This is a genomic window from Haloarcula pellucida (assembly GCF_014647235.1).
GTDB lineage: Archaea > Halobacteriota > Halobacteria > Halobacteriales > Haloarculaceae > Haloarcula > Haloarcula pellucida.
The window spans coordinates 213,710-227,731 of sequence record NZ_BMOU01000004.1 but is presented as its reverse complement, the minus strand read 5'-3'; the positions used below and the strand labels follow the sequence as shown (position 1 = coordinate 227,731).

General features: G+C 66.3%; 13 protein-coding genes and 1 tRNA gene. 5 read left to right on the top strand and 9 right to left on the bottom strand.

From position 1 onward, the window contains the following. Nucleotide 1: 1 nt before the first annotated feature. The 3 genes from IEY28_RS13220 to IEY28_RS13210 form a co-directional block, all read right to left on the bottom strand. Nucleotides 2–1,321, bottom strand: a complete 1,320-nt coding sequence (locus IEY28_RS13220; RefSeq protein WP_188998435.1) for a glycoside hydrolase family 68 protein — start codon at nucleotides 1,319–1,321, stop codon at nucleotides 2–4. Between the two features lie 89 nt (nucleotides 1,322–1,410). After that, nucleotides 1,411–3,720, bottom strand: a complete 2,310-nt coding sequence (locus tag IEY28_RS13215; RefSeq protein WP_188998432.1) for a heavy metal translocating P-type ATPase — start codon at nucleotides 3,718–3,720, stop codon at nucleotides 1,411–1,413. 91 nt (nucleotides 3,721–3,811) lie between these two features. Continuing rightward, the gene (locus tag IEY28_RS13210; RefSeq protein ID WP_188998429.1) at nucleotides 3,812–4,051 is read right to left on the bottom strand and encodes a DUF7996 family protein; all 240 of its coding nucleotides are present in this window, start codon (nucleotides 4,049–4,051) and stop codon (nucleotides 3,812–3,814) included. Between the two features lie 162 nt (nucleotides 4,052–4,213). Here IEY28_RS13210 and IEY28_RS13205 point away from each other — a divergent pair, with 162 nt between their 5' ends. From IEY28_RS13205 to IEY28_RS13195, 3 genes are all read left to right on the top strand, one after another. Further along, nucleotides 4,214–5,260 carry a phytoene/squalene synthase family protein gene (locus IEY28_RS13205; RefSeq protein WP_188998426.1) on the top strand — a complete coding sequence of 349 codons (1,047 nt, stop codon included), beginning with the start codon at nucleotides 4,214–4,216 and terminating at the stop codon, nucleotides 5,258–5,260. A 91-nt stretch (nucleotides 5,261–5,351) separates the two neighbouring features. Beyond that, on the top strand, nucleotides 5,352–5,729 hold the full coding sequence (locus tag IEY28_RS13200) for a hypothetical protein (RefSeq protein WP_188998423.1): 378 nt from the start codon (nucleotides 5,352–5,354) through the stop codon (nucleotides 5,727–5,729). Between the two features lie 79 nt (nucleotides 5,730–5,808). Further along, the gene (locus tag IEY28_RS13195; RefSeq protein WP_188998421.1) at nucleotides 5,809–6,159 is read left to right on the top strand and encodes a TRAM domain-containing protein; all 351 of its coding nucleotides are present in this window, start codon (nucleotides 5,809–5,811) and stop codon (nucleotides 6,157–6,159) included. A 27-nt stretch (nucleotides 6,160–6,186) separates the two neighbouring features. Here IEY28_RS13195 and IEY28_RS13190 read toward each other — a convergent pair whose 3' ends face one another. Further along, nucleotides 6,187–6,750, bottom strand: coding sequence for a hypothetical protein (locus tag IEY28_RS13190; protein WP_188998418.1), 564 nt, complete (start codon nucleotides 6,748–6,750; stop codon nucleotides 6,187–6,189). Nucleotides 6,751–6,884: 134 nt separating this feature from the next. Between IEY28_RS13190 and IEY28_RS13185 the strand changes: the two genes are divergently transcribed. Then, nucleotides 6,885–7,166 (top strand): hypothetical protein, encoded by a 282-nt coding sequence (locus tag IEY28_RS13185; protein WP_188998415.1) that lies wholly within the window; start codon nucleotides 6,885–6,887, stop codon nucleotides 7,164–7,166. Nucleotides 7,167–7,405: 239 nt separating this feature from the next. On the opposite strand, the gene IEY28_RS13180 is transcribed toward IEY28_RS13185, so the two are convergent. Together IEY28_RS13180 and IEY28_RS13175 are read right to left on the bottom strand one after the other, a co-directional pair. Further along, nucleotides 7,406–7,480, bottom strand: a tRNA-Val gene (locus IEY28_RS13180). Between the two features lie 50 nt (nucleotides 7,481–7,530). Further along, entirely contained in the window at nucleotides 7,531–7,800 is a 270-nt protein-coding gene (locus IEY28_RS13175) for a DUF7553 family protein (protein ID WP_188998412.1), read from the bottom strand. A gap of 89 nt (nucleotides 7,801–7,889) precedes the next feature. Between IEY28_RS13175 and IEY28_RS13170 the strand changes: the two genes are divergently transcribed. Continuing rightward, nucleotides 7,890–8,840, top strand: a complete 951-nt coding sequence (locus IEY28_RS13170) for an MBL fold metallo-hydrolase (protein WP_188998408.1) — start codon at nucleotides 7,890–7,892, stop codon at nucleotides 8,838–8,840. Here the strand turns inward: IEY28_RS13170 and IEY28_RS13165 are convergent. From IEY28_RS13165 to nuoL, 3 genes are read right to left on the bottom strand one after another with little or no spacing between them, the layout of a single operon-like run. Beyond that, nucleotides 8,832–10,397 carry an NADH-quinone oxidoreductase subunit N gene (locus IEY28_RS13165; protein WP_188998404.1) on the bottom strand — a complete coding sequence of 522 codons (1,566 nt, stop codon included), beginning with the start codon at nucleotides 10,395–10,397 and terminating at the stop codon, nucleotides 8,832–8,834. The two genes, IEY28_RS13170 and IEY28_RS13165, sit on opposite strands and share 9 nt — an antisense overlap. Further along, on the bottom strand, nucleotides 10,398–11,927 hold the full coding sequence (locus IEY28_RS13160; protein WP_188998400.1) for a complex I subunit 4 family protein: 1,530 nt from the start codon (nucleotides 11,925–11,927) through the stop codon (nucleotides 10,398–10,400). It abuts the gene before it with no gap. Then, complete coding sequence (gene nuoL, locus IEY28_RS13155; RefSeq protein WP_188998397.1) at nucleotides 11,928–14,021, bottom strand: NADH-quinone oxidoreductase subunit L; 2,094 nt, start codon at nucleotides 14,019–14,021, stop codon at nucleotides 11,928–11,930. Nucleotide 14,022 lies beyond the last annotated feature (1 nt).

The following is a 14,022-nucleotide window of genomic DNA, read 5'->3' as shown; positions in this document are numbered from 1 at the left end:
GTCAGTCCTCGGAGACGTAGCCGCCGCGGCCGTCCTCGTCGGTCCGCGCTCGACGAATCAGTTCTCGCTCGGTCGGCGGTAGTTCCTCACCGGCCATCGGGACGTGCCAGTGACCGAGTTTCCCGATGATACGCGTCTCCGTTCCCTGCACGTCCAGTCGGAGCGTCGGCCCGAGCGTCCCGCCGAACCGGCGCATCTGTTCGGACTCCGGGAGGTGAGCGATCTCGTCGAGCGTCTCGCCCGCGAAGTCGAAGTAGTTGAAGAAGCTCTGTACGAGCACCTCGTCGTCGTGAGGGAACGCCATCCACGAGTACGACTGGAACGGTGCGTTCTCGGGGTTAGTGACGACGAGGCCCGACTCGTTCAGCGGGACGTAGTCGCCGCGCAGTTCCTCGGCGACGAAACCATAGAGCGCGTCGTACCCCTCGAGTCCCGGCGCGAACGTATGGAGGTGACTGGAGACGAAGAGGTAGTACAGGTCGTCCTTGTAGACGATGTGGGGGCGTTCGAGTTCCTGATTGACGCCCACGGCGTCCAGCAGCGGGTCTTCGAGTTCCCACGAGAGCGGGTCGCCCGTCGGCGAGCGTGCGATGCCGACGCTGCCGTTGTACCCCTGCTGGGCGGCGTCGCCGTCACAGACGTCGCTCCCTTCGGGCACGGGGGAGTTGGCCTCGAAGAGGAGCCACGTCTCGCCCGTCTGGGGGTCCTCGAAGAACCACGGGTCGCGGAACGTGTAGATCATCGCGCGCGATTGATCTTCGCGCTCGTACCGGTCGCCGTCCGGACGGAGCAGTTCGTGGTGGGTCCACGGGCCGCGAAGGGCGAACCCCTCGCTCGTGTCGACGGTGCCACCGCCGGCCCCGACGATGCGCTGGGAGTACGTCAGGTCCTCGGCCCCTTCCTCACCAGCGGCGGTGTAGAACAGGTAGACCGACCCGTCGTCGTACAGCGCGGAGCCGGCCCACTGGCGCTGGCCCAGTGCGTCCTCGAAGACGGGGCCGCCGTCGTGCCAGTTGCGGCCGTCAGCAGAGTAGAAACAGCGGACGCTCGCCACGTCGTGGCGCTTACCCGGCAGGAGGTCCGATGGCGCGGTCAGCGAGAAACAGACGCGGTAGCCGTCGACCTCGGCGAGGGTGCCGTCCCGGTTCCGGAGGAACCACGTATCCCAGATGTGGAGATGGGGTATCTGGTCGCTCTCGGGCGGGTAGACGATGGGCCCCACCGTCTCGTCGGTCCGTTCGATGCGTGCCGCTTGCTCACGTGTCCAGCCGGCGCGGGCTCTGAAACCGGGTGCCCCGTCGCCGAGCGAGTGGTCGTCCATGCATCCGTGTGCGTCCACGACCGGGATAAGGGTTTCTGGATGACTACAACTGCTGTTGTATACGCGTTTCTGATCGGTTCTCCGTGTGCCTACTCACGGGCCTCGCCGAACTCCTCGGCCTCGACTCGCGAGAGACGCATCGCGTTGCCGGTGACTCCGACGGTCATCCCCGCGTCGCCCAGCAACACCGCCAGCGCGACGCCGACGTATCCGGTGACCGCACCGACCGCCAGCAGGAGTTTCAGGCCCAGACTGGACCAGACGTTCTGCCGGATGACGCCGGTGGCCTTCTTCGAGAGGGTGGCGAGATAGGGCAGTCGCCCGATGTCGTCGCCCAGCAGGGCGATGTCGGCCGTCTCGATGGCCGCGTCGCTGCCGGCCGCGCCCATCGCGATACCCACCGTCGCCGTCGCCAGCGCCGGCGCGTCGTTGACACCGTCGCCGACCATCGCCACGCTGTCGTACTCGCCTAGCAGTTCCTCGACGGCGGCCACTTTTTCGTCGGGCATGAGTCCTGCCCGGTAGTCGGTGATACCGACCTGTTCGGCGATAGCGCGGGCCGTGCGCTCGTTGTCGCCGGTGAGCATCACCGGTTCGATACCGAGGTCGCGTAGACGCGCGACCGTCTCGGCGGCGCCCGGGCGCAGTTCGTCGGCGACGGCGACGATACCCTCTAGCGAGTCCTCCGTCCCCACCAGCACGACGGTCTTGCCCTCGTCCTGCAGTCGGGGGATGGTGTCCTCGACGAGGTTGAGACAGCCCTGTCGGTCACACATCTCCCGGACCTCGCCGGCCAACTCGCCGGAGGGGTCGACGACGTGGGCGTGGTCGAGTTCGAAGCCGAGGTCGTCGAACAGGCCGGGCTTGCCGGCGTAGTGGCGCGTCCCGTCGAGCGTCGCCTGCACGCCCTCGCCGGTCAGGCTCTCGAAGCTCGTCGGTTCGGTGACCTCGACGGCCGCCGCCTCGGCGTGGGCGACGATGGCCTCGCCGATGGGGTGTTCCGACCGGGCTTCGAGGCCCCGCGCACAGCGCAGGACGTCCGTCTCGGTCCGGTCGCCGACGGGGACGACGTCGGTGACGGAGAGTTCGCCCTTCGTGAGCGTCCCCGTCTTGTCCAGCGCTATCGCGTCGACGCCGCCCATCGCTTCGAGGTGGGTCCCGCCCTTCACGAGGACGCCGTGGCGGGCGGCGCTGGTGATGCCCGCGACGACGGTGACAGGCGTCGAGATGACGAACGCACAGGGGCAGGCGAGCACCAGCAGGGTGATACCGGTGACGAACCACTCCAGCCACGGTGCGCCCAGCAAGAGGGGCGGGCCGACGGTGACGGCGACGGCCAGCGACACCATCAACGGCGTGTAGTAGTTCGAGAACCGCTCGACGAACTGCTCGCGGTCGGTCTTCTTCGCCTCGGCGTCCTCCACGAGGCGGATGACCTGCGAGAGGGTGTCCTCGCCCGGCGGCGCGGTCACTTGCAGTTCGAGGTAGCCCCCCTCGTTCATCGTCCCGGCGTAGACGGCGTCCCCCGGTTGCTTGTCGACGGGGACGGACTCGCCGGTGACGGGCGATTCGTCGACGGCGGACTCGCCTTCCAGAACGTCGCCGTCGGTCGGTATCTTCTCGCCCGGCCGGACGACGACACGGTCGCCGACGGTCACCTCGTCGACGGGGACCGTCACTTCCTCGCCGTCCCGCACGACAGTCGCCTCGTCGGGCGCGAGGTCGACCAGTTCCCGGAGGGAGTTCCGGGCGCGGTCCATCGCGTACCCCTCCAGCAACTCGGCGATGCTGAAAAGCACTGCGAGCGTCGCCGCCTCGACGTACAGCGTCTCGTCGCCGACCAGCGAGGCGGTGATGGCGCCGACGATGGCCGCCGACATCAGGAAGTCGATGCCGAGGTTGCGCTGCCGGGCGGCGACCACTCCCCCGCGCAGAATCTCCTGTCCGGCCGCGGCGACCGCTCCCAGAAAGAGGAGGTCCGCGAGGACGAACTCGACGAGGCCGACCGGTCCGACCGGACCGACGGTGGCGACCGGTATCGGGGCCAGACCGAACTCGGCGACGAGGCCGACGGCGAGCAACACGCCGCCGACGGCCGTCTTCTTCGCGCGGGCCGACCGCCAGACCGAGGCGCGGGCCTCGCTTCTGGGTACGTCGGTCGCGTCGTCGTCGCTCGCGCCCTTGACGGCGTAGCCCGCCCGTTCGACGGCCGAGACGAGCGTCTCTCGCTCGACGGCGCCGGGGTCGTAGGTCACTACCGCGATACCGCTCCCCGGCCGCGTGTCCACGGATTCGACGCCCGGCAGGTCGGTCATCGCCGAACCGACCGTCGTCGCACAGGACGAACAGTCCATCTCCGGGACACGGAGGCGGAGCGTGCGCGTATCCTCGCTGCTCATATGCGAGGGTAGACGACGGTGTCTTATTAATCCAACTGCTACAAAACGGGGTACAGTTGGTCGAAATTATTAAAAAATCCGCGATGAGTTATTATCGATCTTCGACGGCGTCCTCGTCCTCGGGCAGGCCCACGCCCTCGGGGGCGCTGATGTCGAGCGGCCGGATCCACTCGTACCAGATGTACACGACCCCGAGGCCGTAGCCCAGCGCCCAGACGGCGCTGCCGACCCACGGATACCCCATCTGGCTCAGGAACCCGTTCGCGAGGCCGGGGACGATTACCACGGCGGCGATGGTCACGGCGAGCGCTATCGTGTCGTCGCGGTTCATCGACCCTTCACCACCGCACGGAGGACAGTCATGGGTTATCGTACGTACTTGCTCGGCTTAGGCGTGGCGTTTGCCGCCACGCCGGTGACTACCGGACCGTCTCTCGGCCGCAACATAGCCGCCCCATTTTTATCACAGTACGCCCTACGCCGGGTGACGGGAATGTCTCAGAACCACACTGGCCGGTCGTCACAAGAAGATATTGAGTGGTGCTACGACGCCGTCCACCGGGTCTCGCGGACGTTTAGTTTGACAATTGCGGAACTCGACGAGCCGATGGCACGCGACATCTGTGTCGGCTATCTCCTCTGCCGCGTCGCCGACACTATCGAGGACGCCGGGCACATCCCTCCGGGGGTACAGGCGGACCTCCTCCGACTGTACAGTCGGACGCTCGATCCCTCTGCCGACGCCTCGGTTCGCGCGTTCGACGAGGCGGCGTCGGAGTGGCTCCCCGCCACGATGACCGACGACTGGGAGGTCGTCGACAACGCCGGTCGTGCGGTCGGTGTCTTCCGTTCGCTCGACAGTCACTCGCTCGACGCGATTCGCGGCCCGGTCCGCGAACTCGTCGACGGGATGGCGATGTTCGTCGACCGCTACGCCGACGAGGGTGGCCTGCGCATCAAGAGCCTCGAAGAACTCGAAGAGTACTGCTGGTACGCCGCCGGTACCGTCGGGACGCTGGTGACGGGGCTCGTCTCCCACGAAGCCACCGACGAGCAGGTCCAGCGGATGGAGGAGAACGCACGCTCCTTTGCCCTCCTGCTCCAGTTGGTCAACGTCGCGAAAGACGCCGCGACCGACATGGAGGAAGAGAACAACGTCTACCTCCCGCTGGAACTGCTCCGCGAGGAGGGCCTCGACCACGGCGACGTGGGCGACCCGAGCAACGTCGACTCGCTGGTCCCGGTCATCGAGCAGGTGACCGCTCGGGCCGAGAGCTACCTCGACGGGGCCCAGACGTGGCTCGACGCCATGCCCGAGACGCGGGGCAACTCGCTGTCGGCGTGGGCCATCCCCTTCCTGCTCGCCGTCGGCACCATCCGCGAACTCCGCACTCGCCCGGCCGACGTCATCGAGCAAGGCAACGTGAAGATAACTCGCGAGGAGGTTCACGCGGTGTGCCAGCAGTTCGTCGGCGACGGCGACCCCGCTATCGGCGACCTGCGGAGCAAGATTCGCCAGCGACCCCTCCACGAGTACTGATCCGGCGACCGACCAGCCGACTCGACATTCCTCTCTCGGGCCGAGCGTGGTCCGCACAACCCTGAAACGTCGCCCACACGTACTGCCGTCCATGAGCGAGACGCTCGAACTCCCGAACGGCGACGAGGTGTCGCCCGACGACGTCTTCCTGTACAACGATTACCCCTACCGACTCGTCTGGCTCGATAGCGAGACGCACGCCTTCGAACTGTCGCCGCTGTACTGGGGCGACAGCGGCATGGACATCCCGTTCCGTGACCGAGAAGCGCTCGTCGACCAGTGGGAGTCCGACTCCAGAGGCCTGCTCTCGGCCGAGGAATGGGCTGGCTGGCTCGACGACGCCACAGCGGACCCGCGGTTCGGCGAGGAGGAAGTGGCCGAACTGGCCGCGGAACTGCCGACGGAGTGGGAACCGCCCGGCAGTGACTCGTCGTCGACCGGCGGCCTCCGCGACAAACTCGGGCTCTGAACTCGGGCGGTTCGCCCGGTCGACGCGACGCCGTACCGACTCTGTAACCTATTAGAACGCGGAACCTGAGACACCGCACATGGAACTTATCTGGTTCGCGGCCGGCGGGGGATTGCTCGCTCTCGTACTGGGTGTAGCGGCGCTCCGGCATCGCGGCACCTCGGACGCACGTGCGTCTAAGCGTGCCCACGACGAAGCCAAAGCGCGTGCGCCACCGGTCGACATCGGCGAGACGTACGCGTTCGGTATCACGGAGTTTACCGACCACCACTCCGGTGAGCGCGTCGCCGTCGGGAAAGTCGAGGGGTTCGTCCTCTTCACTGAGGACGTCCCGTCGTCGCTCTCAGAGGGCGACGTCGTTCGTGCGCAGGTGCTGTCGTTCAACCGCGGTCACACCTCCGCCGACGCGAAGTTCGTCGAGACGGCATAATCCAGAGCGCCCCGGTCCGTGCCCCGCTCAGTACCGTGAGAAGTTCTCGTCGGGATACACCCGGCCGTCGGCGATGTCGACGATGTCAAGCGTCGCCAGTCGACTGAGGCGGTCGGCGGCGTCGCTCCGCTCGACGCCCAGTTCCGCGGCGCGTTCGAGGACTGTCTTACGAGACGGCACCGACTCGATGAACCCGTCGGCGTCCATCACCGTCGCCTCGGCGACGATCGCCTTCAAGATAGCCCCGTGTTCACGCTTCGATGGCGTCCGGTCGTCGCCGGTCCACTCGATACCCAGCGACCCGTCGTCGTTGACGTTCGAGACGACGAAGCCTTCCGGGAGGCTCTCGGTCAATCTCGCGACCAGTGCAGCCCTATCCAACCGCGCTGTGAACCGGTAGCGGTGTCCGTCAGCGGACCGGTCGAGTGGTACCACGTTGGTTCCTTCGACTTCGACTGCCTCGGTAATCACGTCGGCGAGAGCAGCGCCGACCTCGTTCGCTACTTCGTCGCGCTTTCGCTCTGCGTCCGCCGCCTCGGCGGCCAGCGTCTCGTAGCGGTCCATCCGTTCGTGGAGTGGTTCCTCGGCCATACTGTGTTCCCCGGACCCAGCGGATTACGTGTTCCGCTGATCGGCGGGCCGCCGGCTCTGCCCGTCTCACCACCGAGCCACCGTAATTATAATAGTACTAATATTTATCCTCGTGGTTCGTAGGCGGATACGGTATGGTACAAACACTCACCCGGACCGCCGTCACGCTCGCCGTCCTCGCCATTGCCGTCGTGGGCCTCCCGATGCCTGCCGCTGCCGTTCCGCTGGACGGCGACGACGGCGACGTGGCCGTGATGCCGGGGGACAACGTGCAGGCCCCCGGTCAGGTCGGGGTGATGCCCGGCGACAATCCGCAGATTCCCGACGGAACGTTCCTGAAAGCCAAGAAGGCCTTCGACGAGAACGTTCCCAAGACGAGTGCGTGGACCGCTCGAGACCGACTCTTTACCGAGTGACTGGGCGGCTTCCCGCCGTCTCGACGCACGCTACGGTACTCCCAGCGTGAGTCGGGGCGGAGTCGAACCGACGCGAGATTCGCCGTGTTCGTCCCGCAAGCTGCTCGCTCGTCGCGTCGTGCCGGCAGACTATGGGTTGGGGCGGATTCGAACCGACTGAAGACTCGCTCTGCTCGTCTTCCGGGGTTCGAATCACCCAGACCATACCAGTCGCTCACGGATTCGTTCGCGACAGGATATGGGTTGGGGCGGATTCGAACCGCCGACTTCCTCCGTGTGAAGGAGGTATCATAACCGGACTAGATCACCAACCCCGGCTACACCCGAGGCTATTCGACCGGATACATTAAGAATTGCGTTCCGACTACGCTTCCGTCTCGTCTTTCTGCCGGTAGGAGTCGATCTTCTCGCGGGCGTCGGCGATGGCCTGTTCGGCCTCGCCCTCGGCGTTCTGCTGGAGTTCCTTCAGGTCAGATTTGACCGTATCGAGGCGTCCGGCTTCCGGTTCGCTCTCCTTACCGGTCAGTTCTCGGAATCGCTGCTCGACGGGTTCGAGTTCCTCTTTGACGCCCTTGCTCGCGGTTTCGCCCGCGCGCTTGAGGTAGTACCGAGCGTCTTCGAAGTGCTTGTTCATATCTGTCCCTTGGCGGACGACGAATAAATCCTTTGTGCCCGACTGGGCGTGTACGAACTGTTTTCCATCCTGCCACACATCATCGTGGTATGTTCACACGTGTATCTATTCCGACGCCGTTTCAGGTCGGGGCGGTCAACGCGTACGTCGCCGGCCGAACCGTCGTCGACCCGGGACCCGACAGCGAGGAGGCGTGGTCGCGGCTGCTGGAGACGCTGGAGGCACGCGAACTCACGCCCGCTGACGTCTCGCAGGTCCTCGTCACCCACCCCCATCCCGACCACTTCGGACTCGCGGCCCGCCTGCGCTCGGAAGGGGCACGTGTCATCGCCAGTCCCGACGCCGCGGGCATCATGCACGACTTCGCCACCCGTCTGAAGTACGAGCAATCGTACTTCTCGGATTTCTTCGAGCGCTGTGGCATCTCCCGAGAGACCGCGGAGGCGGTCACACAGCTTCCAGAGGCGTTTCTGGCGTACGCCCAGAGTGTTGCCACCGACCGCGAGGTGACGGCCGGTGATACGCTTACCGTAGACGACGAGCGACTCACGGTCGACAGCGTCGCCGGACACGCCGTTGGGGAACTCATCTTCTCGTACGACTGGGACGGCCGCCGCGAGGCCATCGTCGGCGACAACGTGCTGGGCGACATCACGCCGAACCCGTTCCTCCAGCCACCCGAGGACCGCGGCGGTCAGCGTCCGCGCGTCCTCCCCGCGTTCAACGAGTCGTTACGCTGGCTCCGAGAGCAGGGTCACGACCGCTTTCTCACCGGCCACCGAGAACCCGTCGAGTCACCGACGGAGCGTATCGACGCCATCCTCGCCGAACACGACCAGCGAAGCGAGGAAGTCACCGACATCGTGAGCGAGGGCGCGACGACGCCCGCGGACGTGATGACGGCGCTGTTCGGTGACCTGCCGGCGACGGAGTACTTCTCGGGGATGAGCGAGGCTATCGGGCATCTGGACGTGCTGGAAGCACAGGGTCGCGTCGAAAAGCGGGAGAGCGGCGGCGTCTTCGTCTACGAGTTACAGTAGTTCGACGGCCCGGAACGCGAGACTGGAGACGTAGTCGAACCCGGGGACCAGCAGCACCGTCACGACGGCGGCCGAGACGATAGCCGTGTAGAGACCGGTCGGGTACGACTCGATGGACCGGTCGCCGGTCGGCTCCTCGATCCACATCGCCTTGACGACCCGGGAGTAGTAGAACAGCGACAGCGCGCTGTTGATGACGAGCGCGGCCGCGAGCGACCACGCGCCGACGTCCAGCGTCGCCGAGAACAGGTAGAACTTCGAGAAGAACCCGCCGCCGATGGGCAGGCCGGCCAGACTGAAGAGGAAGATCGTCATCGCGGCACAGGCCAGCGGGGCCTGCCGGCCGAGGCCGTTGTAGTCCTCGAAGCGGCGGCCGACGCCCCAGTACTCGGCGAGCGCGATGAACAGGAACGCGCCGGTGTTCATGAACCCGTAGACGAGCAGGTGGGCCATCCCGGCGCTCATCGAGAAGGCCATCCCGTCACCGGAGGCCGACAGCGCGGCCAGGCCGATGAGGATGTAGCCGGCGTGGCCGACGCTGGAGTAGGCCATCATCCGCTTGACCTTCTCTTGGGTGGCCGCGGCGAAGTTCCCGATGAACATCGTCGCGATGGCCAGCACCTGGAAGACGACGAACCAGTTCAGCGCCTCGCCGCTGGAGACGAGCGCCCCGATGGGGAACGCGACGGCGAAGGTGCGGAACGCGAGCACGAACCCGGCGGCCTTCGAGGCCGACGAGAGGAACGCCGAGATGGGCGCGGGCGCGCCCTCGTAGGCCTCCGGCGCCCAGAAATGGAACGGGACGGCGGCTATCTTGAACGCGACGCCGCCGATGACCATCATGATGCCGACGCCCAGAATCGACATCGGGACGGCGGGCGACCCGGACTGGGCCTGCACCGTGCCGTCGACGATGGTCTGGACGGTACCGCTCTCGATGGCCGTCGCGATGCCGTCGAACCGGAGGACGCCCGTCGCGGCGTACACCAGCGAGATGCCGTAAGCGAACACCGCCGAAGACACCGCGCCGATGAGGAAGTACTTGAGCCCGGCCTCGACGCTGCCGCGGTTCTTCTTGAGGAACGCGACGAGCGCGTAGGAGGGCAGCGAGACGAGTTCCAGTGCGACGAACGCCGTCGCCAGACTGTTGGCCGCACTCAGGACGGACATCCCCGTCGCAGCCAGCAAGACGAGGGCGTAGAACTCCGCCTGATAGGCGTGTTCTCGCACGTAGTCCGTACTGGCGAGCGTCACGAGCGCCGTGACGCTCGCGACGATGATCATGAAGAACAGGGCCATCTGGTCGACGACCAGTTGCCCGTTGAACAGCACGGGCGTGCCGACCCCGCCCTCGCTGGTGGGGATGCCGGTGCCGCCGAAGATGAACCACACGGCGAACGCCAGCGACGCCAGCGATCCGACGACGGAGACGCCGCCGAGGAGACTCGTGTTCGTCGTATCGGGGTCGACGCTGTCGATCAGTAGCAGGACCAGCGCCGTCACGGCGAGTGCAAGCGCAGGTGCAAGCCCCGCCCAGCTAGGTAGCTGATGAACCATCTATGCACCACCTCCAGTGAGCGGCGTAATCGCGTGTTGAATCATATCGTAGGAGAGGTCAGGGGCGACACCGAGTGCGATGACTAGCAGGAGGAGGACCGCGAGCGGTGCGACGTCGTGGAACGCGGCCGGACCGACCTCGTAGTCCGTCTCCAGACTGAAGCCACCGAACAGCGTGCGCTGCATCGCCCACAGCAGGTAGCCGGCGACGACGACGATACCGAACATGGCCAGCGAGGTTAGCACCGGCGCGGCGCTACCCAGCGTGGCCGCGTCGAACGCGCCCTGGAAGATGAGGAACTCTCCGGCGAACCCGGCCATCAGCGGCAGGCCCATGTAGCCGAACGCGGCGGCCACGAAGATGCCGACCGTCCACGGCATCCGGTCTGCGAGGCCGGACATGTCGCCGACCATGCGCGTGTGTGTGGTGTTGTAGATGACGCCGACGGTCATGAACATCAGCCCCGAGATGAGGCCGTGTGCGACCATCTGGAAGGTCGCACCGCCCATGCCGTGGGGCGTGAACGCGACCAGTCCGAGGATGACGTACCCCATCGACGAGATGGAGGAGTACGCGACGATGCGCTTGAGGTCGCGCTGTGCCAGCGCCAGCATCGCGCCGTAGATGACGCTGACGACGCCGACGATGGCCAGCGGGACGGCGAGTGCCTGTGCCGTCTCCGCGAGCATCGTGAAGTTGAACCGCAGCAGTGCGTAGGTCCCCATCTTCAGGAGGACGCCCGCCAGCATCACCGACACCGGCGTCGGCGCCTCGACGTGAGCGTCGGGCAGCCACGTGTGCAGCGGGAAGACGGGCACCTTCACTGCGAATCCGAAGAACATCAGGACGAAGGAGATGGTCGCCAGACTGAACCCGGCGATGGTCGGCAGTCCGGAGGCGTTGCGGAACGCTTCGGCCATCGCCGGCAGGGCCAGCGACGTGAGGTCGGTGTTGAACACCAGCGCGAACAGGCCCGCGAACATGACGAGCGAGGCCACGTTCGTGTAGACGAAGAACTTGATCGCGGCGTACTTCCGCCGGGGGCCGCCCCAGACGCCGATGAGGAAGTACATCGGGATGAGGACGCCCTCCCAGAAGACGAACCAGAGGAAGAAATCGAGCGCCGCGAAGACGCCGATGAGGCTCGTCTCCATGAACAGCATCAGCCCGTAGAACTGGGACTGTCGCTCGTCGATGGGCGTCCACGCCGAGACGATGGCCAGCGTGGTCAGGATGGTCGTCAGCGCGAGCAGCGGCATACTGACGCCGTCCAGCCCGACGTAGTAGGCTATCTGGTAGCCCGCGAGGTCTATCCACGGGATCTGCTGGCCGAAGGCCACCTCACCGGGCGAGAGGAGCGCGTTGCCCGCACCGCCGTTCTGGGTGAGGAACACGTAGTACATGTACACCGACGCCAGCGCCGGGACGGCGCTGACGGCGGCGGCGAGTTTGCCGGCGTAGCGGTCCGGCGAGAGCATGACCGCGGCGCTCCCGAACAGTGTCACCGCGAGGAGTGCAGCGACCCACATTCAGAACCACCCCCCGGCGAGACCGAAGATAGCCAGCAGGAGCACCAGCCCCAGCGTCAGCAGCGTCGCGTAGTTGCTGACGACGCCCGACTGGATGCGGCGGATGCGACTGCCACCGAAGAGGCTCACGCTGGAGATGCCGTTGACGACGCCGTCGACGACACCCTGATCGAACTTGTCCATCGCGCGTGCGAGCGGGTACGTGAGACCCGTCGCGAGCCACACCTGATACTCGTCTTGGTAGTAGTTGTGCATGAGTAGCGTCTTCAGACTGCCCAACTTGTCCGTGTGTTCGACGGGGTCGGATCCGCGGTACAGCGCGGTCGCGGCGCCGGCACCGGCGAGCGCCAGCCCCAGCGAGACGGCCGCCGAGGCGAGCAGCGTCGGCGTCTCGTTGAGCGGGTACCCCGCGGTGACGTGGGCCACGTCGTGCAGCAGTCCCTCGTAGTGGTGGGAACTGGTCACGAGTGCGGCCGGCCAGCCACCCTCGTCGGGCCCGGCGAGCCACGCGTGCAGGAAGTCGATGTGCGCGCCGGTCAGTTTCGCGACGGGTTTCATGTTGATGAACCCGACCGTCGCGGCCAGCACGCCCAGCACCGCGAGCGGCCCCTTGACGTTCCAGCGAACGCCGTGGGGGTTCCGCGCGGTGTCGGAGCGAGCGTCGCCGTGGAAGGTGAGGTACACCATCCGGAAGGTGTAGAAGCCGGTGAAGAAGACGGCCAGTAGCCCCATGGCGTACGCGACGAGGTAAGCCGTTCCGAGACCGCCCTCAGTTCCGAACCCGTGGATGAGCGCCTCGTACAGCACTTCGTCTTTCGACCAGAAGCCGGCGAAGGGAACGATGCCGGCCAGCGCCAGCGACCCGGAGAGGAACGTCCAGTAAGTCACCGGCATCTTCTCTTTCAGACCGCCCATGTCCCACATGTTCTCGTTGTGGTGCATGGCGATGATGACCGACCCGGCACCGAGGAACAGCAGCGCCTTGAACACGGCGTGGGTGGTCAGGTGGAAGACGGCGGCGATGTAGCCACCCGAGCCCAGCGCGAGCATCATGTACCCGTACTGGGAGATGGTGGAGTACGCGAGCACCTGTTTGATCTCCTGTTTGACCAGCCCCATCGTCGCGGCGAACAGGGCCGTGAAGCCACCGATCAGCGCGATGACCGCGAGCGCCGTCGGCGAGATGGCGTAGAACCCGTACATGCGCGCGACGAGGTAGACGCCGGCCGCGACCATCGTCGCTGCGTGGATGAGCGCGGAGACGGGCGTCGGGCCCTCCATCGCGTCGGGGAGCCACGTGTGCAGCGGGAACTGTGCGGACTTCCCGACGACGCCACCGAGGACGAGCAGTCCCAGCACCGTGAACCACGCCTGCGCGGAGAGGCCGACGGTGTCGAGCATCGCGATGGCCTCCGTCTCGCCGTCGACGACGGCGTGCTCTGCGAGCACGGGGAAGCTCTGGGCGACCACCTCGCCGTTCTGCGTGATGGGGGCGAAGAGGCCAGTACCGAAGGTGGCGAAGATGCCGACGACGCCGATGAGGAAGAAGTAGTCACCGAAGCGGGTGACGAGGAACGCCTTCTTCGCGGCGCTCGGCGGGCCGTCCTCGCGGAACCAGAACCCGATGAGCAGGTACGAACACAGGCCCACCAGTTCGAAGAACATGAAGGCCATCAGCAGGTTGTTCGCGACGACGAACCCGAGCATGCTCGCCGTGAACAGGCCGAGGCCGGCGTAGTAGCGCGGCAGGCCGGTCTCGTCCTCGTCGTTCATGTAGCCCAGCGAGAAGATGTGGACGAGGAACGAGATGAGCGTCACGATGAGCAGCATGAGCGCCGACAGCGGATCGAGCAGTAGCCCGAACCGGAGGGTGACCGACTCGACGCCGGCGACCCACGTGTAGACGAACTCGTTGTGGTAGCCCCCACCGGCGACGGTGAGCGCGACCCAGATAGAGAGCAGCAGCGACCCGCCCGTCGCGGTGATGCCCGCGAGCGCGCCGCCTTTCGGCATGCGGTCGCCCGCGAACAGTGCGACGAGGAACGATACGAACGGCAGCAGGACGATCGCCGGAGCGTATGTGAATGCAGCCATC